Below are 21,140 nucleotides of genomic sequence, written 5' to 3' on the forward strand. Positions count from 1 at the left end.
TGGTACCACCCAAATTGCCATAAGATTTAGTTATCATATGACCTCTTTGTATAAAGCAAAATATTTGCTTTATATAATCTCTAACGGGTTAAATCCGTCTAAGCCTACTAATTTAACAACTTTCGGTTAGAAACTCAGAGATGTTCTTCAGAATAGACTTCGTATAAGGCTTACACCATCCCTTATTCGCTAAGACTACGTTCTAGACTTACTCTTCTCATCATAGTATGTTTTAAATATTATATTGTGTATAATTTTACAGTATTTATCTAACAAATGCAATAAGGGACATTCAAAAATAATAGACTATTATGTTGATTTATTATTGAATATTTCTAAATTTTATTCTATCCCTTTTTCAAAACTTTGAATTAATCTTGAAGGGAAATTTAATATAGTCATATCTTGAACTATTTTTTTATATTCATAAGGCAATTCTTTAATTTGTACTTTAACTTCACTTTCTTTAGTAATATCTAATATACAATAAGTAAGATTAGGTCGTCCTATTTTAGGTTTACCGATACTACCGCAATTTATGTAAGTTTTATTACCAAACTTTTTTATTGTTGGAATGTGAGTATGAGCACAAACTAATATATCTTGTTCTATAGAACCCATTATATCCGCAGTATTTTCACCATCTTCAAATAAGTATTCATTAAGCTTATTTGGACTTCCATGAACAAATAGAACTTTTTTATTATCAATATCTAGAGATATTGAAGTTGGTAGATTACTTAAAAAATATTTATTTTGTTCTCTAAGTTCATTAAAAGTCCAAGGGAGAGAAAAACTATTTATATCTGTTTCTCTTATATAAGAATATTCATTATCAACAACTGAGGTATCATAATTGCCTCTTAAACAAAGAATATTTCGTCTTTTAATCATTGCTACTACTTCATTTGGGTTAGGACCATAACCTACTAAATCTCCTAAACAAATTATAGTATCTACTTTTTCATTATCAATGTCTTGTAATGCTCTAATAAGTGAATAAATGTTTCCATGAATATCTGAAATTACTGCTATCTTCATAAGTAGTCCTCCTAATATTAATCTACATACATTATAGCATCTAATGTTATTTTTATATGTAAAGTTATATAATAAAATATATAAGTTCCAATAAAGTTTATTCATTAGTATAAATTTTAGAATATTTATAAATGATATTAATTCTAAATTATAATGAGGAACTTATATATAAAGCATTTTAAATAAAGCATATTCAAAAATAATAGTTAAAATAAAATTCATATATATTTTAACTGTTATTTTAATCTATATGCTTAAGTTAGGAGAGAATTTAATGAAAAACAGTAGAGTACTAAAAGTAATTAAAGAAATGGAATTACAAGGTCTTTCACAAATTATTGTTACATCACCAGCATCAATATATTATCTTACTGGAAAATGGATAGAAGCAGGCGAAAGAATGGTAGCGCTTTATTTAACTTCTTCTGGAAATCATAAGTTTATAGTTAATAAGCTTTTCCCTGTAGAAAATAATTTGGGAATAGATATTGTTTGGTACACAGATAGCGATGATTCTGTTGAAGTATTAAGTAAAGTATTAGAAAATGATAAAACTTTAGGAATAGATAAAGATTGGAGTGCAAAGTTCTTAATAAGATTAATGGAACTTAATGTAGTAAAAGGATTTGTAAACTCATCTCCAATAATAGATAGTTTAAGGATGATTAAAGATGCTGAAGAAATTGAGCTTATGAGAAAATCATCACAAATAAATGATAGAGTTATGTTAAAACTTCAATCAGAACTTAAGGAAGGAATGACTGAAAAATATGCCCAAAGATTATTAGCTGAAATATATGAACAAGAAGGAGCTAGTGATTTTTCTTTTACTCCTATAATAGCCTTTGATACTAATGGAGCAGATCCTCATAGTAATTGTGGAGATACGAAACTTAAAAAAGGTGATACAGTAGTTTTAGATATAGGAGGATTATATAATCATTATTGTTCTGATATGACTAGAACTGTATTCTTTGGAGAGGAACCAAACGATCATAAAAAAGAAATATATGAAATAGTTAAACAAGCAAATTTAAATGCAATTAAAAAAGTAAAAGATGGAGTTAAATTTTCAGAAATAGATTCAGCAGCAAGAAGTTATATAGAGTCAAAAGGATATGGTGAATTTTTTACTCATAGAACAGGACACAGCATAGGATTAGAAACTCATGATAAAGGGGATGTAAGTTCAATAAATCATGACGAAGTAAAGGCTGGAATGATATTTTCAATTGAACCAGGAATATATTTAAAGGATGATATAGGAGTCAGAATAGAAGACTTAGTATTAGTCACTAAAGATGGAGCAGAAATATTAAATTCAGTAACAAAAGATATTATAGTAATTTAATAAGGTATATTCAAAAAATAATAGACCAGTATATTCTTCTATTTTATTTCATGTGTTTAAGACATAGTAGATAAAAAAAGGACTATCTCAAATACATAAGAATGTTTTGAGATAGTCCTTTTAGATTATTTTAATGTATTAAGAAATTTTTCTCCAACAATAACAACATCTCCAGCACCAACTGTAAGAAGTAAATCATTAGATTTAGTATTTTCCTTTACGTATTTTAATGCTTCATCATGTGAATGTACATTGGTACATTTTACACCTTTAGCTCTTAATGCATCACCAAGTTCATTAGAAGACACTAACCCAGTATCTTTTTCACGGGCAGCATAAATATCCATTAATACAACTTCATCAGCCTCAAAGAAAGCATCTGTAAATTCGTTAAACAAAGTTTTAGTTCTAGTGTATGTGTGAGGTTGGAATACACAGAAAGTTTTGTTATGAGGGATTTTTTTAGCTGTATTTAAAGTTGCTTTTATTTCTACAGGATGATGTGCATAATCATCAATAATAGTAACTCCATCTACAGTCCCTTTGTATTCAAATCTTTTATGAGCACCCTTACATTCTAATAAACCAGCAATTATATCTTTAGTATCAACCTTAAATATAAGTGATACACAAATTGAAGAAAGGGCATTTAATATATTATGCTCCCCTGGATTGTTTAATGCTACATTAAACAGTTTAGTGTCATTTTTGTATATATCAAAAGAAGCACAACCTTTTTCATCAAAAATTATATTCTTAGGAATAACATCAGCATCTTTAAATCCATAACTTAATGTGTTACATTTAGCTTTGTTTAAAATTTCTTTTACTCTTGAATCACCAGTATATCCAATTAGGTAACCATCTTTAGGGATAAGATTTGAGAATTGTAAGAAAGTTTCTGTAATCTCATCTATATCTTTATAATAATCTAAGTGGTCTGCATCTATATTTAAAATTACACCAACATAAGGGAAAAATTTCAAAAATGAACGTTTATATTCACATGCTTCTGTAATGAAAAATTCACTATTACCTATTCTAAAATTTCCACCTATAGCATCCAGTTCTCCACCAACTAATATTGTTGGATCTAAGTCTGCTTTTAGTGTGATATTAGATACCATAGAAGTACAAGTTGTTTTCCCATGAGCACCAGAAATAGCTACATTGTATTTATGGCCTTTCATTATATTTCCTAAAAATTCTGCTCTATCCATTAACTCTATATTTTTTTCTTTAGCATACATAAGTTCAGGATTACTTTCAGGGATAGCAGCTGTGTATACTACTAAATCAACATCTTTTATATTATTCTTATCATGTCCTATGTAAATTTCAGCACCTGAAAGTGCTAACTTTTTAGTTATTTTTGATTCTTTGAAATCTGATCCAGAAACTTTAAAGCCACTATTTAATAATACCGCAGCAAGACCGCTCATACTAATTCCACCGATACCTATAAAGTGTACTTTTTTATCTTTATCTTCTATAAAATTGAAAGACAAAATATCAACCCCTTTTTTATTAATCTCATTATATTTTATTTAGGATTTATAAACTTAAATAAAATATGGACACTTATTATATAATTATATACATTTTTCTAAAATTGAACCATAAAAAAATAATTACTTAAATATTCTATGTGATTTTTATATATATGTGAAGAGTTTTTATAATATAGCAGTTTTATAAGCAAAAAGCATTGCTATTAACGAAAATTTAGAATAAAATATGAATGTTAACATAGATTAAATTGAAAATAATTCGGAAAATAATGTGTGTAGGTGATTTTATTGGAAAAATTAAGTAGAAATAACAGGGTAGTTGCCATAACTAAAATATTAATGGAAAATCCAAACAAAATAGTAGGATTAAATAAATTTTCAGAATTACTGAATGCAGCAAAATCTACACTAAGTGAAGATATAGTTATAGTAAGAGAAGTATTAGAAAAACTCAATATGGGAAAAATAGAAACAATTTCTGGAGTAGCTGGTGGAATTAAATACATTCCTAAGATAGGAGAAGATGAAGCAAGAGAATTTGCACTAGAACTATGTAATCTTTTAAAAGATGATGGTAGAGTTATACCAGGTAATATAATATATATGACAGATTTAATGTATAACCCTGAAATAATTAGTACAGCGGGAGTGATGTTATCTTCATGCTTTCAAGAAGCAAATGTAGATTATGTTATAACTGTTGAGACTAAAGGGATACCTTTAGCTTATGAAGTAGCTAGAAATTTAGGCGTACAATTAGTAATTGCAAGAAGAGATAGTCAGGTTACAGAAGGTACTACTGTTAGTATAAATTATGTTTCTGGAAGCAGTGGTAGGTTACAACAAATGTCTCTTTCAAAGAAATCAATGAAGTCAAAAAGCAAATGTATTTTTATTGATGATTTTATGAAAGCTGGCGGAACTGCACTTGGAATTAAAGAATTATTAAGAGAATTTGAAAGTGAACTAGTTGGTATTGGAGTATTGGTAGATAATAAAGAATTTAATAAAAAGCTAGTTGATGAATATGTTTCTATAGTAGAGTTAAAAGTTGTTGATAAAGGATCTATAATGGAAGTAAGTCCCTCTAAGACATTTGAATAAGAGATATTTATATGAAAAGTATATTCATAAATTTTCTGAAAGTTTATGAAATATAAAAAAGGAATTTAGAAATTTATGGAGAATTTACTATCTATATAAGTATTTTTAATGCAACTGGAGGTGTACTAAAATGCAAATCACAGACGTTAGAGTTAGAAAAATATCTTCAGAAGGAAAAATGAAAGGCATAGTTTCTGTTACTTTTGATAATGAATTTGTTGTACATGATATTAAAGTTATAGAAGGCCAAAATGGTTTATTTATAGCTATGCCTAGCAGAAAAACACCAAATGGAGAATTTAAAGACATAGCTCATCCTATAAGTATGGAAGCAAGAGAAAAGATTCAATCTGAAATTTTAAATGCTTATGAAAAAGCAGTTTCAGAACAAGGATTAGAAGGGTAAAATTTGATTATTAAAAAATGAGAGGAAGAATAAATACTTCCTTTTATTTTTTTTCAAAAATATGGTTATATTAACCTTTAAACATTTACATAGGTTGAAATAAAAGGTTCTTTCAAATATAATTAATTAAGGTGCGATTCGCATAGTATGAATAAAAAATTAGAAAATTATTATTTAAAAGTAATAAATAATTTGAATGAGGTGGTATGTTAATGTATAAATGTGCCTTAGTTTTGGCTGCAGGACAGGGAAAGAGAATAAAATCTGAGATACCTAAAGTATTACATAAAGTATGTGGTAAAGAAATGGTTATCCATGTAATAGATACAATAAGAAAAGCAGGAATTGATGATGTAAATGTAATTGTAGGAAATGGAGCTGAACTTGTAAAAGAAAGAACAAAAATAAAGAATGTAAATTATTCACTTCAATCCGAACAATTGGGTACAGGTCATGCGGTACAATGTGCCTCAGAATTTTTAAAAGGTAAAAAAGGTATAGTAGCGGTTTTTACTGGAGATACTCCTTTAATAAAGGAATCTACTATTAAAAGCCTATTAGAAACTCATATAGAAAATAATAATTCAGCTACTATTTTGACTTCTATAGTTGAAGACCCAACAGGTTATGGGAGAATCATTAGAGATGGAAATGAAGTTTTAAAGATTGTAGAGCATAAAGATTGTAATGAAGAAGAATTAAAAGTTAATGAAATGAATGCAGCAATATACTGTTTTGATATTGAATCATTATATGAGTCTTTAGGTAAACTAAGTAATAATAATAAACAAGGTGAGTATTATCTTACTGACGTTATAGAGATTCTAAAATCTCAAGGAAAAACAATTGGAGCATTTGTAACTGATTTTGAAGAAACAATAGGTGTAAATTCTAGAGTTCAATTAGCTCAAGCAGAAGAAATACTTAAAAATAGAATAAATCTTAAACATATGGAAAATGGTGTAACATTAATAGATCCTAAAGCAACTTATATCGGTATAGATGTAGAAATAGGAAAGGATACAATAATTTATCCTAATAATATATTAGAAGGTTGCACAGTTATCGGAAGTAACTGTATGATTTATCAAAATTCTAGAATAAAAGATAGTAATATAGGTAATGAAGTAGATATCCAATCTTCTGTAATTTTAGATAGTAGTATTGGAGATAATACAACTGTAGGTCCATTTGCTTATTTAAGACCTGAAACAAAGGTTGGTAAAAAGGCTAGAATAGGAGATTTTGTTGAAATAAAGAAATCAACTATTGGAGATGGAACTAAAGTATCTCATTTAACTTATATAGGAGATGCTGAAGTTGGTAAAGGATGTAATTTTGGATGTGGTACAGTAGTTGTAAACTATGATGGTAAAAATAAATATAAGACTATTATTGGAGATCATAGTTTTATTGGTTGTAACACTAACTTAGTTTCACCAGTAGAAGTAGAAGATAATACATATATTGCAGCGGGTTCTACTATTACTAGTGATGTAAAAGAAGGGGATCTTGCTGTAGCAAGAGCTAAACAAAGAAATATTAAAGGTTGGGTAGATAAAAAAGGATTAAAGAAATAAATTTTTAATTATAAATAGGTTAAAACTTTAAGGAGGTCTTCATAAGTATGATAACTCATGGAAAAAACATAAAGATTTTTACCGGAAATTCTCATCCAAGATTGGCGCAGGATATAGCTGATATATTAGGAGTACAGGTTGGAAAGTCTAAAGTATCAACTTTTAGTGATGGAGAAATATCTGTTGATATTAATGAAACTGTTAGAGGTACGGATGTGTTTATAGTACAATCTACAAGTTCACCTGTTAATAATAACTTAATGGAATTATTGATTATGATTGATGCATTTAAAAGGGCATCAGCAGGCAGGATTACAGCGGTCATTCCATATTATGGATATGCAAGACAAGACAGAAAGGCCAAATCAAGAGATCCAATTACTGCTAAATTAGTTGCAGATTTGTTAACAGCAGCGGGAGCACATAGAATTTTAACAATGGATTTACATGCTCCACAAATTCAAGGTTATTTTAATATTCCAGTAGACCATCTATTAGGTGCACCAATATTAGCAAAATATTTTATTTCTAAGGGATTGGCAGAACAAGATGATGTAGTTGTAGTATCACCAGATTTAGGAAGTGTAACTAGAGCGAGAAATTTTGCGGATAATCTACATGCACCAATAGCAATCATAGATAAAAGAAGACCTAAAGCAAATGTTTCTGAAATTATGAATATTATTGGAGAAGTTAAAGGTAAAAGATGTATTTTAATTGATGATATGATTGATACAGCAGGAACTATAACAAATGCGGCAAATGCACTTAAAGAACTAGGTGCTAAAAATGTTTATGCTTGTTGTACTCATGGAGTTTTATCAGGTCCTGCATTTGATAGAATAAATAATTCAGCAATTGAAGAATTAGTAATGTTAAATACTATTCCATTAAATCAAGAAATGGAAAAGGTTAAAATTACATCATTATCAGTTGCACCATTATTTGCAGAGGCAATAAAAAGAATTTATGATGACCAACCAATAAGCAAATTATTTGAAGTTTAATAAAAGGTATATATATGATAAACCTCCTATAGTTTTTACTATAGGAGGTTTGTTAGATTTATTAAATCAGTTAATTATAAGTTTAGGTTAAATACAAATCTAAAAGAGGTATATATTATGGATAATTTTATAGAAAGAATTCTAATGGTAGATAATGATAAACTTAATAATGAAACAGTAAGTACATATTTAAAAAATTCAGGCTATAAAACTAAGGTTATTTTAACAGGGGAAGAATTTAAAAGAAGTTTTTTAGAATATAAGCCTCATATGATTTTATTAGATTTACTTATAAAAGACATAGATGGAATAAGTATTTTAAAATGGATAAGAACTAAAAGTAATATACCAGTAATAATAGTTACAGAAGAAAAAAGAGTATTTAATAAAGTTTTAGCATTAAACTTAGGGGCAGATGATTATATATTAAAACCGTTTGAATTAGAAGAGCTATTAGCGAGAATCAATGCTGTTTCAAGAAGATGTTGTATAAAAAATTTCCAAATTGAAAAAAAATCTTTAGAGAATTTAATAATAAATGATTATTCCTATGAAGTAATTTGCAATGGAAAAAATATAAAATTACCGCCAAAAGAATTTAAATTATTAACTTTTTTAATAAAAAATTCAAATAAAATATATACAAGAGAACAATTACTTTCTGAAATATGGAGAGATGATTATATAGGTGACTCTAGAACAATTGACGTACATATTAAAAGGTTAAGAAAAAGAATAGGGCAAAGTAGTAATTGGGAAATAAAAACTATTTGGGGAATTGGATATAAATTTGAAGTAAAGTAGCAATAAATTAAAATATAATTTAAAAATAAAAAATTACAATTAAAAAATTTTTATTTTTAGTATAATAAGAAGATAGAATTAAAATACATATGTTGAATAAAGGAGAGTTTATATGTTTTTGATAGTAGGGCTTGGAAATCCAGGAAAAGAATATGATAATACAAGACATAATATTGGATTCGAAGTTATTGATAATATTGCTAAAGAGTATAATATTGAGATAAATAGGCAAAAATTTAAAGGTATGTATGGTGAGGGATTTATAGATAATAATAAAGTCATTTTATTAAAGCCTACAACATATATGAATTTAAGTGGAGAAAGTATTAGAGAGATTTGTAATTTCTATAAGATAGATAATGAAAATATTTTAGTTATATATGATGATATAAGCTTAGATTTAGGAAAATTGAGGATAAGAGAAAAGGGAAGTGCAGGAGGACATAATGGAATAAAAAGTATAATTGCTAATTTATCAACTGATGTATTTCCTAGGATAAAAGTAGGGGTAGGACAACCTAATGTTAACTTAGTTAATTATGTTTTAGGGAAATTTACAAAAGATGAAAATGGTGTTTTAGAAGAAAGCATAGAAGCGATTATACAAGCTGTTAGAGAAATTGTTAGTGTAGATGTTAAGTCTGCAATGAATAAATTTAATGGGTTTAAACCTAATAAAAGTATTTAAGGATGGTGCATAAAATGAGATTAAGAGGGTTAATAGACCCCTTAGAAAACAGTCTTGAGTTACAGAATGTATTAAAACATATTGAGAAGAATAGATACCCTATAGGAATTTATGGGGTATCTGAATCGGGTAGAGGCTATATGATTGATAGCATTTTTGAGAATCTTGATAAATCTATGGTTATTATTACTCAAAGTGATATGGAAGCAAAAAATCTTTATGAGGATTTAATATTATACACAAATGATGTATATTATTTTCCTGTTAAAGAAACTGTTTTTTATAATATAGATGCTATATCTGGAGACTTGAGATGGGAAAGATTAAAAGTAATAAATAAAATATTAGATAATAAAAAGAAAATAATAATAACTTCAATAGACGCTTTTGCAGTAACTTATGTACCTCATAAGTTGTTTCTTGATTATAGTATAACTATAAAACAAGGTAAGGAAATAGATATTGATATTATGTCATCTAAGTTAGTCGAATGTGGATATGAAAGAGTTGATATAGTTGAAGGAAAAGGACAATTTGCTGTAAGAGGTGGAATACTTGATGTATTTCCAACAGGTTCAACTTACCCGTACAGAGTTGAACTTTTTGGTGATGAAATAGAATCTATAAGAACTTTTAATGTAGAATCACAAAGAAGTATTGATAAGGTGAAGTCTTTTAATATATTCCCAGCTAAGGAAATTATAGTTTCTAAGAATTCTATGGAACTAGCAAAAGAAAGAATGCTAGATGAATTTAATAAAATTGTATCAACAGATAAACAAAAAGAAAGAATTAATAAATTAGAAAAAGTAGTTAATTCAAATATAGAAGCACTTGAAGAAACTTTAACTTTTGAAACAATTGATAGTTATTTGACTTACTTTTATCAAGAGACTGAAACTTTTTTTGATTATTTTAAAGATTATTTATTTATAATGGATGATGTTCAAAGATGCAAAGGAAAACTAGATTCATTATATTTAGAATTTATAGAAAATTTTACTGTTTTTCTTGAGAGAGGAGATATACTTCCAGGACAACAAAAATTATTAGTAGAAAAAGAAATCGTTTTAGAAAAATTTGAGTTAAACAAAGTGTTATTCCTTGAAGCATTTAATAAAAAAGTAGATTTTTTAAAGCCAATAGAAAGCGTTGAGGTAGTACAATCAACACTTAGCAATTATCAAGGGCAACTAGAGTTATTAATAAATGATATTTTAGAGAAAAAGGCAAAAGGGTATAAAACATTAATATTATCAGGAACTAGAGCCAGGGGAGAAAGACTTGTAGAAACATTAAGGGAAAGAGATGTTGAAAGTTTTTATAAAGAAAATATAGATGAAATCCAATTTGGAGAAGTTGTTATAACATTTGGAAATCAATTAAAAGGTTTTGAATATCCTGAATATAAAATATGTGTTATATCTGATAAAGAAGTATTTGGAGAAGCTAAAAGACGATTAAAAAATAGAAATACAAAAAAGAAAGGTATTTCTAAGATAAAAAGTTTTAATGAATTAAAACCAGGAGATTATGTAGTTCATGTAAATCATGGTATAGGAGTATATAAAGGTATTAAACAAATTGAAGTGGCTGGACATAAAAGAGATTACTTAGATATTGTTTATGATAAAGGTGATAAACTTTATGTACCTGTAGAACAACTTGATTTAATTCAAAAATATATAGGAAGTGAAGGGAAAAACCCTAAAGTTACTAAGCTTGGAGGTAGTGAATGGCAGAAAGCTAAAGCAAAAGTTAAAAAATCAATTAATGATATTGCAGAAGACTTAATAAAGCTTTATGCAACTAGGTCTACACTTAAAGGTCATAAATTTAGTAAAGATACTCAATGGCAAAGACAATTTGAAGATGAATTTCCATTTGAAGAAACTCCGGATCAAATTACTTCTTTAGAAGAAATAAAGAAAGATATGCAATCTGATAAAGCTATGGACAGATTATTATGTGGAGATGTTGGATATGGAAAAACAGAAGTTGCTTTAAGAGCAGCATTTAAGTGTGTTATGGATGGAAAACAAGTTGCTTTTTTAGTTCCAACCACTATTCTAGCAGAACAGCATTATAAAAATATGAAAAAGAGATTTTCAGATTTTCCTATAAAAATAGATATGATTAGTAGGTTTAGAACAGCAAAACAACAAAAAGCTACTATGCAGAGTTTAAAAGAAGGAAATATTGATATTTTAGTAGGGACTCACAGGTTAGTATCTAAAGATATTCAGTTTAAGGATTTAGGATTGCTTATAGTTGATGAGGAACAAAGATTTGGAGTAGCTCAAAAAGAAAAGATTAAAAACTTAAAGAAAAATGTTGATGTATTAGCACTAAGTGCAACTCCTATTCCTAGAACTTTGCATATGTCATTAACAGGAGTAAGAGATATATCTGTTATAGAAACTCCACCAGAAGAGAGATATCCAATACAGACATATGTGGTAGAGCAAAATGATCAACTTATTAGAGATGCAATACTTAGAGAAATAGGAAGAAATGGTCAAGTTTATTTTGTATATAATAGAGTTGAAGATATTGATAGAATGGCTAAATATGTTCAGGGGTTAGTTCCAGAGAGTAAAGTTACGGTTGCGCATGGACAAATGACCGAACGACAATTAGAAAAAGAAATGATCAGCTTTATGGAACAAGAATCTAATGTTTTGGTTTGTACTACAATAATAGAAACAGGAATAGATATTCAAAATGTAAACACAATAATAATATATGATTCCGATAAGATGGGATTATCGCAATTATACCAGTTAAGGGGAAGAGTAGGTCGTTCTAATAGAATTGCATATGCTTATTTATTGTATACAAAGGATAAAATTCTAACTGAAGTAGCAGAAAAGAGACTTAAAGCATTGAAAGATTTTACAGAACTTGGTTCAGGTTTTAAAATCGCTATGAGAGATTTAGAAATTAGAGGGGCTGGCAATATGATGGGGTCTTCTCAACATGGTCATATGGCTGCAGTCGGATATGATTTATATTGCAGAATGCTCGAAGATACAGTTAAGTTAATAAAGGGAGAAATAACTAAAGAACCTATTGAGACAACTGTAGAAATTAAAGTGGATGCATTTATATCAGAAAATTATATTGAAGATGAAATTCAAAAAATAGAAATATATAAGAAAATAGCAGCTATTGAAAATATAGATGATTATAATGATATAAAAGAAGAATTAGAAGATAGATATTCTAAAATTCCTGAACCAGTTTATAATCTTATGGATATAGCTTACATCAAGAGCATGGCAAAATTATTGTTTATAGAGGAAATTAAAGAAACTCCGAAAGAAATACTTTTTAGATTTGCATATGGAGAAGATGATTATAAACGAATATTTAAATTACTAATAGGAAATTATAAAGATAGTATTATGTTGAAGTTTGGATCTCAACCATATTTTTCTTTTAGATTAAAAGATATAAAAAAAGAAAATATGCTAGAATTCCTAAAAGAAATTTTAAACATGGTAATGGTAAAGGAGGAATAACTAAAATAAAGGTTGAATTAATGATTAACATTGTAAGAAAAAAGTAAGATTAATAATTTGAATTGTAAAAATAATATTGTTATACTAATATTATGTTTTTATAAGAAAAATTTAGAAAAAAGTGAGGGGAAAATTTTGAGAAATATAAAGAAATTTGTTGCATCAGTGATGATAGCTACATTCGCATTTTCAGCAGTGGGTTGCAAAATGATTGAAAAAACACCTGAAGCTATACAAAAGACAGTGCTTGCAACAGTAGGTAAAGAAAAGGTAACACAAGGTGATTTAGATAAAGATTTAAAATCAATTACAGAATCTTTAAAACAAAGATATGGTGAAAATTATGCTGATAATGCAGATATAAAGCAACAACTTCAAGAGTTAAAGAAACAATATTTAAATGCAATTGTAAATGAAAAAGTTGTATTACAAAAGGCAGAAGAATTAAATTTAAAGCCAGATGAGGATACTTTAAATAAAGAAGTAGATAGTGCTATTCAATATTATAAAGATGCCTATAAAACAGATGAACAATTTACAGCATTTTTACAACAAAATGATTTCACAGAAGATTCATTTAAAGAATATCAAAGAAATCAAGCTATAGTTAGATATGTACAACAAGATATAGTAAAAGATATAGAAGTTACAGATAGCGATATCGAAACATATTATAATGAAAATAAAGATAAATATACAGAAGGTGCAGGTGCAGTAGTATCTCATATTCTAGTAGCAGATGAAAATACTGCAAATGAAGTTAAATCTAAATTAGATAAAGGAGAAGATTTTGCTGCTGTAGCCGCTCAATATTCTACAGATACAGGAACAAAAGATAATGGAGGTTCTCTTGGTTTCATAGAATATTCATCAACTAAATATGTTAAAGAATTTATGGATGGATTTAAAAATTTAAAAGAAGGTGAAATTTCTGCACCAGTAAAATCACAATATGGATATCATATAATTAAGGTTACTGGAGTTAAAACATCAGATGCAGTAACACCATTAGATGATGTTAAAGAAGAAATTAGAGCAGAATTATTACAACAAAAACAAAAGGAAGCTTTTAATTCTAAAATAGAAGAATGGAAAAAAGATATTAAAGTTAAGATTAATGAAGATAAATTAAAATAAAAAATTATAAGTTTACCTCTGGGTATATATGATAAAAATCTATATATGCTCAGAGGTATTTTTTTATATAAAAGTAATGCCTAAAAATAATATCTTATATAAAAATTGACTATAAGTGTATAAAATTTCTAACAATTCAAATAATAATAATGCAACTAATTTAATAAAGTTTTAAAGGAGGTTAAATAATCAATGAAGGCAACAGGTATTGTTAGAAGAATTGACGATTTAGGAAGAGTAGTAATTCCAAAAGAAATAAGGAGAACTTTAAGAATAAGAGAAGGAGATCCACTTGAAATATTTACTGATAGAGAAGGAGGCGTAATTTTAAAAAAATATTCTCCTATAGGGGAATTAACAGATTTTTCAAAAGAATATGCTGAAAGTTTACAACAAGCTATAGGACACATTATCTTAATAGCAGATAAAGATGCATTTATATCAGTTAGCGGTACCCCTAAAAAGGATTATCTTGAGAGAAAAATAAGTTCAGAATTAGAAAAAATAATGGATGATAGAAAAACAATTCTTTTAGATAAAACTTCAAATAAGGTAATACCACTACATAATGATGATGATGAGGCTAATTATGTAAGCCAAGTTATTTCACCTATATTAGCAGAAGGAGATTCTATTGGTGCAGTAATTATTTTATCTAAAGAGGATGGTAAGAATTTAGGTGAAGTTGAACTAAAACTTGCAGAGACAGCAGCAACATTCTTAGGAAAGCAAATGGAACAATAAATTGTACATAAATAGATAAAAAAAATATTTTACTATATTAATTTTTAAATATGGTCAAAATAGAGTCATAATACCTTCAAATTTACAATAAAAATTATTAGTATAATGTAACTTTGGAGGTATTTTATGAAAAAGCAATCCTTGATAAAAGGAAGTTTAATTCTTGGAATAGCAGGAATATTAACAAGATTTTTAGGATTATTTTTTAGATGGCCATTAATAATGTTAATAGGAGATGAAGGAATAGGCTATTATCAAATGTCATATCCTTTATATATGTTTTTTGTTGCAATGGCATCAGGCGTTCCTGTTGCCATTTCAAAAATGATATCAGAAAATAATGCAGTTAACGATATTAATGGTAGCTTTGAAGTAATGAAGGAATCAGCAATACTAATGACTATTTTAGGGACAGGCACAACATTTGCATTATTTTTCTTTGCAAAACCGATAATAAGTTTTTTAAAATGGGATTTTAAAGCGTATTACTCACTTATAGGAATTTCTTTTGCTCCTATTGTAATATCCTTTATAACAATATTTAGAGGCTTTTTTCAGGGTCTACAAAATATGTCACCATCTGCTATTTCGCAAGTAATAGAGCAAATTGGTAGAATCATATTTGGAGTAGGATTGGCTGTGCTATTATTACCCAAAGGAATAGAGTATTCAGCAGGAGGGGCTGCCTTTGGTGCAACTGCTGGGGCTGTATTAGCTGGGATATATTTATATAAGAAATATATAAATATTAAAAAAGATTATGGAATAAAAAAAATAAAAACTAATTCTGAAGTTTTAAATAATATATTAAAAATAGCAATTCCAATATCTTTAGGAGCAACAGTTGGGACTATTATGGGGTTAATAGATTCTATTGTAGTACCTCAAAAACTTTTGCAAGCAGGCTTTAGCAGTATGCAAAGTACAGTTCTATATGCTCAATTAACAGGAAAAGCATCTGTACTTGTTAATGTACCATTGACTTTATCAATGGCGTTATGTACTTCACTAATCCCAATCATTGCAGAAAATTTTATACTTAAAAATCATTTGGAAGTAAAAAGAAAAATTAATATTTCTATGAAATTATCTGCTGTAATAGCTATACCATGTACTTTTGGAATTTTCTTTTTAGCAGAACCTATAATGAGATTTATATTTCCAGGTAGATTTGAAGGTTTTGAAATTTTGAAGTATCTATCACTATCAATTCCATTTATAATAATAACGCAAACAACTACATCAATATTACAGGGAACAGGAAATTATATTATTCCAGTAATCAATTTATTTATTGGGTGCTTAGTTAAGGTAATATTAACATGGACATTAGTACCAATAAAATCTATAAATATTTATGGAGCTGTTATTGCTAGCATAAGTGCTTACTTTATTTCAAGTATTCTAAATTTATTATTAATGAAATTCAAATTAAAAATTAAACTAAATTTATATCAAATATTAATAAAACCAACCTATGCGTCAACTTTGATGATGTTATTAGTATTAATGAGTTATAATTATATTTACAAAAGCACAACAAGTAATGGGATATCTTGCTTAATATCTATATTTTTAGGTATTATAGTATATATAATATTAATAATGTTATTTAAAGTATTTAAAGTTAAAGAAATAAAGAGTAGATTTAGAAGAAACTAAAAAGGAGAGTCTAAATGATTAAGATAGTGGGATTAGGTCCAGGAGCGAAAGAAGCTTTAACAATAGGTTGTATAAATGAATTAGAAAATTGTAAAAATATTTTTTTAAGAACAGAAAAACATCCAACAGTGGAATATTTAAATGAAAAAGGAATAAAATTTAATACTTATGATTATGTTTATGAGAGTAAAGAAAGTTTTGATGAAGTATATTTAAATATAGCACAAGACTTAATCAAAAAACATAATGAACTAGGTGATTTAGTTTATTCAGTGCCAGGACATCCATTAGTGGCAGAAAAGTCTGTATTTAATTTAATATCTTTATGTAAAGAGGCAGGCATACAATATAAAGTTGTTCCAGCAGTAAGTTTTATTGATGCAATGATGGAAAGTTTATCAATAGATCCAATAGAAGGTTTAAAAGTTATAGATGCATTTGATATAAATAATCAAATTTTAGATAAAAGAATAGGAACAATAATTACTCAGGTATATAATCAATTAATTGCATCAGAAGTAAAATTAAAATTATTACAGCAATATGATGATGAAACAGAAATTTATTATGTAAGAGCAGCAGGAATAATTGGAGAAGAAAGTATAAGAAAAATTCCATTGTATGAATTAGATATGCAAGAAGATATAGATTATTTAACATCAATATATATACCTAAAGATGTAAATAATAAAAAAGATTTTTATGATCTTTTGGAAATAATAGAAACATTAAGAGGAGAAAATGGCTGTCCGTGGGATAGAGAACAAACTCATAATTCTATAAAGAACGCATTGGTAGAGGAAAGTTATGAAGTAATTGATGCTATAAATAATGAAGATGATAATTCTTTAATTGAAGAATTGGGTGATGTGTTATTACAAGTTGTTTTTCATGCATCTATTGGTAAAGAAGAAGGATATTTTAATATAAATGATGTTATTGAAGCAATTTGTAATAAAATGATATATAGACATCCTCATGTTTTTAATAACACAGAAGAAAGTATCAGTTCATCTAAAGATCTTCTTATAAAGTGGGATGAATTAAAGAAAGCAGAAAAGGGATATTCTTCATTGACAGATGAAATGAATGGAATAACAAAAGCATTACCATCTCTTTTAAGGGCAAATAAGGTACAAACAAAGGCTAAAAAAGTTGGTTTTGATTGGGATAATGTTAATTGTGCAATAAAAAAAGTTGAAGAAGAATTAAAAGAAGTAATAAATGCATATACTATTAATAATATGGAAAACATAAAAGAAGAAATCGGAGATTTATTATTTTCGTGTGTTAATGTTGCAAGATTCTTTAATATAGATGAAGAATTAGCACTAAATGCAACAACAGATAAATTTATTAAAAGATTTTCATATATTGAGAAAAAGGCAGGTGAGATGAAGCTTGAATTAGAAGACATGTCTTTAGAAGATATGGATAAACTTTGGGAAGAAGCAAAAAAACTAGATAAATAAGCATTAAAATAAAGGAATTATCCAGTTATTGAAGAATAGTTAATAAGGAACTATATTACAAAAATTATTTATAACTACTAATGTTAGTATAAAGAAACTATTTTTCTATAGACTACCAGGCTAAGAGGTTATATAATAAAGAAGTGTAATTTAGTACATATACGAATAGTTAAAACTAAATGTTATAACTTGATTTTAAGGAGGATGTAATTGTGAATAAAGCAGAATTAATAACTAGCATGGCTGAAAAAAGTAAATTAACTAAAAAAGATGCTGAATTAGCATTAAAAGCTTTTATTGAAAGTGTTGAAGATGCATTAGAATGTGGAGAAAAAGTTCAATTGGTTGGATTTGGAACTTTTGAAACAAGAGAAAGAGCAGCTAGAGAAGGAAGAAACCCTAGAACTAAGGAACCAATTAAGATTCCTGCAACAACAGTTCCAGTATTTAAAGCTGGAAAAGAGTTCAAAGACAAGGTTAATAATAAATAGTAAATAATATGAACCCGGGGTTTCTCGGGTTCTTTTAATAAAGGAGCAATATGAGACTAGATAAATATTTAAAAGTTTCAAGAATTATAAAAAGAAGAACAGTTGCTAAAGAAGTATGTGAAAGCGGACGTGTATCAATAAATGATAAAGTTGCTAAACCATCAACTGATATAAAAGAAGATGATATAATTCAAATTACTTTTGCAAATAGAATATTAAAAGCTAAAATAGTAAATATTAAAGAACATGTTAAAAAAGAAGATGCAAAAGAAATGTATATAATTCTTGAAGGAGAAGAAGATAAAGAGTAGCCTTAGTAAATTTAAAAGGCTACTTTTGTTATAGTTAAGGCACATTCAAAAAATAATAGACCAGTATGCTCGCCTATTTTGTGTGATACTGCGTCAGTAAATTTAGCTAATAGCTCGCTATTAACTAAATTTACTTCCTTGTCTGACACAAAATATACAACGCCTCTTTGATCTATTATTTTATTTCATGTGCCTAACGTAATAATCTTTAATTTTTAAACAATGAATAAAGATAAAGTTGTATTCATATATTGTATAAGAATAATATGTGGAGGAAATTTTTATGGAGAATAAAATAGAAAATAAAATTAATAATAAAAATTCAAGTTTATCTTTAGAAAATAGGCAAAGATTAGTTTTAAGTGGAGTTATAGAAGTTATAAGTTTTGATAGCCAAAAAATAGATTTAACCACAGAATTAGGAAATCTAAGCATAAAAGGTCAAGAGCTTAAAATGAATAAACTAGATGTTAAAAATGGAGATGTTATTATTAACGGCAATATAGATTCTATGATTTATAGTGGAAAAGAAGTAAAAAAGAGTAAAGAAAGTATAATAAATAGATTGTTTAAATAGAAGGGTAGGTAAGATTAATGCCATTATCTTTAAATATGCAATTTAATCTTATTCTTTATAGTTCAATAGCAGGGCTTATAACAGGCATATTATTTGATGTATATAGAGGAATAAGAGGATTAAATTCAATAAAAGTAATTACAATTATTGAAGATATATTATTTTGGATACTTACTGCTCTAATTATTTTTACTTTTTTATTATATACAAACTATGCATTTTTGACTCCGTATGTTTATATTTTCATAGTTATAGCACTTCTTATTTATCTAAGACTATTTAGTAAATACTTTTATTCACTTGAAAAATTGCTAATAAAGAGAATAAATACCATTATAAGAATAGTATTTAAAAACATAATATATCCTATTAAAATAATTTTTAATAAAGTAATGGATAAAAGCAAATAGCTAAAAAAATTACTTGAATAATACTTATAGAGTGTTTACAATATAGATAAGAGAATTTGAGAAAATAGAGGTTCTATGGATGAGGAAGTTAACATTTAGAAACTTAATAATCATTGGGTTAGCTAGTATATTTATTTTTAGTTATATAAGACAACAAGTAACTATGAGTAGAATTGAAAAACAACTAAATGAAAAACAGACTATTCTTGATGAACTGACCAAAAAAAATGAGCGGCTTCAAGATGAAGTTGAAAAAATTGATACTACTTCAAATGAATACGTTGAAAAGTTAGCAAGAGAAAGACTGGGAATGATTAAACCAGGAGAAAAAGTAGTTAATAGTGAAGAACAACAATCAAATTCTAAAAAATAGTTTTTTATTATAATCATATATATTTTTATATTTTAAGGAGGAATCTTTTAAACATGACCTTAGAGGCAGGAAACATATTAGAGGGCACAGTAATAAACATTACAAACTTTGGAGCTTTTATTGAGGTGGAAGGCAAAACTGGATTGGTACACATTTCAGAAGTTGCAGACTCTTATGTGAAAGATATCAGAGAACATCTTAAAGAACAAGACAAAGTTAAAGTTAAAGTTATCTCAATTGATGATAACGGCAAAATTAGTCTTTCAATTAAACAAGCAAATGTTCAAAGGAAATCAGTTAAACCTGTAGAAATTGACTGGAATAATAACAATAATAATAATGATAAGAAAAAAAGTGGTCCAGGAAATTTTGAAGATATTATGTCTAGATTTTTAAAAGATAGTGAAGAAAGAATGCAAGATGTAAAGAAACATCAAGAATTTAAAGGTAAAGGTGGCAAAAAAGGCTGCTAATATTTTAGACATTATATACAATTAATATATAAACAAAACAAGGATTGCTAATATTTTTAGTAATCCTTGTTTTATTTATAGGTATAGTAGGGAATTTTGAGAGTTTAAACCCTGATAAAATCTAAGTTAATGTATTTTTAAATAAAAAAATAAAAAAATATCAAAAAAATGTTGACAGTGTAGAAACTATACAGTATAATAAATTTTGTCGTTGGAAATAATTCAACTGGCTTGCCGAAGTGGCGGAACTGGCAGACGCACAGGACTTAAAATCCTGCGGTGGTTAAACACCGTACCGGTTCGATTCCGGTCTTCGGCACCAAAGTAATATCGCGGGGTGGAGCAGTTGGTAGCTCGTCGGGCTCATAACCCGAAGGTCGTAGGTTCAAGTCCTGCCTCCGCAACCATAAAAAAATTTGGCGGAATAGCTCAGCTGGCTAGAGCATTCGGTTCATACCCGAAGTGTCGTAGGTT

The 21,140-nt window shown here is 27.4% G+C and carries 21 protein-coding genes, 2 tRNA genes and 1 other annotated feature (1 of these 24 cut by a window edge); of the genes, 20 read left to right on the forward strand and 3 right to left on the reverse strand.

Going from position 1 to position 21,140, the window contains the following annotated elements; translation table 11 throughout:
* Positions 1-233, reverse strand: a binding site (T-box leader); it reaches 24 nt to the left of the window's first position.
* 109 nt (positions 234-342) lie between these two features.
* Positions 343-1,041, reverse strand: a complete 699-nt coding sequence (locus tag ACYUET_RS14525) for a metallophosphoesterase family protein (RefSeq protein WP_460280777.1) — start codon at positions 1,039-1,041, stop codon at positions 343-345.
* Between the two features lie 274 nt (positions 1,042-1,315).
* Here ACYUET_RS14525 and ACYUET_RS14530 point away from each other — a divergent pair, with 274 nt between their 5' ends.
* Complete coding sequence (locus tag ACYUET_RS14530) at positions 1,316-2,392, forward strand: M24 family metallopeptidase (RefSeq protein WP_460280779.1); 1,077 nt, start codon at positions 1,316-1,318, stop codon at positions 2,390-2,392.
* Positions 2,393-2,517: 125 nt separating this feature from the next.
* Here the strand turns inward: ACYUET_RS14530 and murC are convergent, their stop codons facing one another.
* Positions 2,518-3,900 (reverse strand): UDP-N-acetylmuramate--L-alanine ligase, encoded by a 1,383-nt coding sequence (gene murC / locus ACYUET_RS14535; protein ID WP_460280780.1) that lies wholly within the window; start codon positions 3,898-3,900, stop codon positions 2,518-2,520.
* Positions 3,901-4,191: 291 nt separating this feature from the next.
* On the opposite strand from murC, the gene purR reads away from it, so the two are divergent.
* The 13 genes from purR (at position 4,192) to ACYUET_RS14600 (ending at position 18,833) form a co-directional block, all read left to right on the forward strand.
* Entirely contained in the window at positions 4,192-5,007 is an 816-nt protein-coding gene (purR, locus tag ACYUET_RS14540) for a pur operon repressor (protein WP_460280782.1), read from the forward strand.
* A gap of 130 nt (positions 5,008-5,137) precedes the next feature.
* Positions 5,138-5,413, forward strand: a complete 276-nt coding sequence (gene spoVG, locus ACYUET_RS14545) for a septation regulator SpoVG (protein ID WP_460280784.1) — start codon at positions 5,138-5,140, stop codon at positions 5,411-5,413.
* Between the two features lie 212 nt (positions 5,414-5,625).
* Positions 5,626-6,993 carry a bifunctional UDP-N-acetylglucosamine diphosphorylase/glucosamine-1-phosphate N-acetyltransferase GlmU gene (gene glmU, locus ACYUET_RS14550; RefSeq protein ID WP_460280786.1) on the forward strand — a complete coding sequence of 456 codons (1,368 nt, stop codon included), beginning with the start codon at positions 5,626-5,628 and terminating at the stop codon, positions 6,991-6,993.
* Between the two features lie 47 nt (positions 6,994-7,040).
* Positions 7,041-8,000, forward strand: coding sequence for a ribose-phosphate diphosphokinase (locus ACYUET_RS14555; RefSeq protein WP_460280788.1), 960 nt, complete (start codon positions 7,041-7,043; stop codon positions 7,998-8,000).
* A gap of 117 nt (positions 8,001-8,117) precedes the next feature.
* Complete coding sequence (locus ACYUET_RS14560; RefSeq protein ID WP_460280790.1) at positions 8,118-8,804, forward strand: response regulator transcription factor; 687 nt, start codon at positions 8,118-8,120, stop codon at positions 8,802-8,804.
* Positions 8,805-8,916: 112 nt separating this feature from the next.
* Positions 8,917-9,492, forward strand: coding sequence for an aminoacyl-tRNA hydrolase (pth, locus tag ACYUET_RS14565; RefSeq protein ID WP_460280792.1), 576 nt, complete (start codon positions 8,917-8,919; stop codon positions 9,490-9,492).
* A 14-nt stretch (positions 9,493-9,506) separates the two neighbouring features.
* On the forward strand, positions 9,507-13,016 hold the full coding sequence (gene mfd, locus ACYUET_RS14570; RefSeq protein ID WP_460280794.1) for a transcription-repair coupling factor: 3,510 nt from the start codon (positions 9,507-9,509) through the stop codon (positions 13,014-13,016).
* A 135-nt stretch (positions 13,017-13,151) separates the two neighbouring features.
* Positions 13,152-14,153, forward strand: a complete 1,002-nt coding sequence (locus ACYUET_RS14575; RefSeq protein WP_460280796.1) for a peptidylprolyl isomerase — start codon at positions 13,152-13,154, stop codon at positions 14,151-14,153.
* A 192-nt stretch (positions 14,154-14,345) separates the two neighbouring features.
* Positions 14,346-14,897 (forward strand): stage V sporulation protein T, encoded by a 552-nt coding sequence (spoVT, locus tag ACYUET_RS14580; protein WP_460280798.1) that lies wholly within the window; start codon positions 14,346-14,348, stop codon positions 14,895-14,897.
* A gap of 126 nt (positions 14,898-15,023) precedes the next feature.
* The gene (locus tag ACYUET_RS14585) at positions 15,024-16,559 is read left to right on the forward strand and encodes a putative polysaccharide biosynthesis protein (RefSeq protein WP_460280799.1); all 1,536 of its coding nucleotides are present in this window, start codon (positions 15,024-15,026) and stop codon (positions 16,557-16,559) included.
* 14 nt (positions 16,560-16,573) lie between these two features.
* Positions 16,574-18,031 carry a bifunctional methyltransferase/pyrophosphohydrolase YabN gene (yabN, locus tag ACYUET_RS14590; RefSeq protein WP_460280800.1) on the forward strand — a complete coding sequence of 486 codons (1,458 nt, stop codon included), beginning with the start codon at positions 16,574-16,576 and terminating at the stop codon, positions 18,029-18,031.
* Between the two features lie 212 nt (positions 18,032-18,243).
* Complete coding sequence (locus ACYUET_RS14595) at positions 18,244-18,522, forward strand: HU family DNA-binding protein (RefSeq protein ID WP_219780610.1); 279 nt, start codon at positions 18,244-18,246, stop codon at positions 18,520-18,522.
* 50 nt (positions 18,523-18,572) lie between these two features.
* The gene (locus tag ACYUET_RS14600; protein ID WP_219780611.1) at positions 18,573-18,833 is read left to right on the forward strand and encodes an RNA-binding S4 domain-containing protein; all 261 of its coding nucleotides are present in this window, start codon (positions 18,573-18,575) and stop codon (positions 18,831-18,833) included.
* Positions 18,834-18,844: 11 nt separating this feature from the next.
* Here the strand turns inward: ACYUET_RS14600 and ACYUET_RS14605 are convergent, their stop codons facing one another.
* Positions 18,845-18,982 (reverse strand): hypothetical protein, encoded by a 138-nt coding sequence (locus tag ACYUET_RS14605; protein WP_460280802.1) that lies wholly within the window; start codon positions 18,980-18,982, stop codon positions 18,845-18,847.
* A gap of 134 nt (positions 18,983-19,116) precedes the next feature.
* Here ACYUET_RS14605 and yabP point away from each other — a divergent pair, with 134 nt between their 5' ends.
* The 6 genes from yabP to ACYUET_RS14635 all read left to right on the forward strand — a co-directional run bounded on the left by yabP (position 19,117) and on the right by ACYUET_RS14635 (position 21,073).
* Positions 19,117-19,410 (forward strand): sporulation protein YabP, encoded by a 294-nt coding sequence (gene yabP, locus ACYUET_RS14610; RefSeq protein WP_460280804.1) that lies wholly within the window; start codon positions 19,117-19,119, stop codon positions 19,408-19,410.
* A gap of 17 nt (positions 19,411-19,427) precedes the next feature.
* Entirely contained in the window at positions 19,428-19,820 is a 393-nt protein-coding gene (yabQ, locus tag ACYUET_RS14615) for a spore cortex biosynthesis protein YabQ (RefSeq protein WP_460280805.1), read from the forward strand.
* 79 nt (positions 19,821-19,899) lie between these two features.
* Complete coding sequence (locus ACYUET_RS14620; RefSeq protein WP_460280807.1) at positions 19,900-20,193, forward strand: FtsB family cell division protein; 294 nt, start codon at positions 19,900-19,902, stop codon at positions 20,191-20,193.
* A gap of 53 nt (positions 20,194-20,246) precedes the next feature.
* Positions 20,247-20,666 carry a S1 domain-containing RNA-binding protein gene (locus ACYUET_RS14625; RefSeq protein ID WP_460280809.1) on the forward strand — a complete coding sequence of 140 codons (420 nt, stop codon included), beginning with the start codon at positions 20,247-20,249 and terminating at the stop codon, positions 20,664-20,666.
* A 233-nt stretch (positions 20,667-20,899) separates the two neighbouring features.
* Positions 20,900-20,988, forward strand: a tRNA-Leu gene (locus tag ACYUET_RS14630).
* A 9-nt stretch (positions 20,989-20,997) separates the two neighbouring features.
* Positions 20,998-21,073, forward strand: a tRNA-Met gene (locus tag ACYUET_RS14635).
* The last annotated feature ends 67 nt before the right edge of the window (positions 21,074-21,140 follow it).

It is taken from the genome of Clostridium sp. CTA-5, from assembly GCF_054768135.1.

Excerpts from the sequence above, each read along its gene's own strand:
- ACYUET_RS14530 (WP_460280779.1), top strand. The coding sequence starts at position 1,316 with ATGAAAAACAGTAGAGTACTAAAAGTAATTAAAGAAATGGAATTACAA.
- spoVG (WP_460280784.1), top strand. The coding sequence starts at position 5,138 with ATGCAAATCACAGACGTTAGAGTTAGAAAAATATCTTCAGAAGGAAAA.
- ACYUET_RS14620 (WP_460280807.1), top strand. The coding sequence starts at position 19,900 with ATGAGGAAGTTAACATTTAGAAACTTAATAATCATTGGGTTAGCTAGT.
- pth (WP_460280792.1), top strand. The coding sequence starts at position 8,917 with ATGTTTTTGATAGTAGGGCTTGGAAATCCAGGAAAAGAATATGATAAT.
- yabP (WP_460280804.1), top strand. The coding sequence starts at position 19,117 with ATGGAGAATAAAATAGAAAATAAAATTAATAATAAAAATTCAAGTTTA.
- ACYUET_RS14625 (WP_460280809.1), top strand. The coding sequence starts at position 20,247 with ATGACCTTAGAGGCAGGAAACATATTAGAGGGCACAGTAATAAACATT.
- glmU (WP_460280786.1), top strand. The coding sequence starts at position 5,626 with ATGTATAAATGTGCCTTAGTTTTGGCTGCAGGACAGGGAAAGAGAATA.
- ACYUET_RS14525 (WP_460280777.1), bottom strand. The coding sequence starts at position 1,041 with ATGAAGATAGCAGTAATTTCAGATATTCATGGAAACATTTATTCACTT.
- ACYUET_RS14560 (WP_460280790.1), top strand. The coding sequence starts at position 8,118 with ATGGATAATTTTATAGAAAGAATTCTAATGGTAGATAATGATAAACTT.
- spoVT (WP_460280798.1), top strand. The coding sequence starts at position 14,346 with ATGAAGGCAACAGGTATTGTTAGAAGAATTGACGATTTAGGAAGAGTA.
- ACYUET_RS14600 (WP_219780611.1), top strand. The coding sequence starts at position 18,573 with ATGAGACTAGATAAATATTTAAAAGTTTCAAGAATTATAAAAAGAAGA.
- yabN (WP_460280800.1), top strand. The coding sequence starts at position 16,574 with ATGATTAAGATAGTGGGATTAGGTCCAGGAGCGAAAGAAGCTTTAACA.
- mfd (WP_460280794.1), top strand. The coding sequence starts at position 9,507 with ATGAGATTAAGAGGGTTAATAGACCCCTTAGAAAACAGTCTTGAGTTA.
- ACYUET_RS14585 (WP_460280799.1), top strand. The coding sequence starts at position 15,024 with ATGAAAAAGCAATCCTTGATAAAAGGAAGTTTAATTCTTGGAATAGCA.
- ACYUET_RS14555 (WP_460280788.1), top strand. The coding sequence starts at position 7,041 with ATGATAACTCATGGAAAAAACATAAAGATTTTTACCGGAAATTCTCAT.
- yabQ (WP_460280805.1), top strand. The coding sequence starts at position 19,428 with ATGCCATTATCTTTAAATATGCAATTTAATCTTATTCTTTATAGTTCA.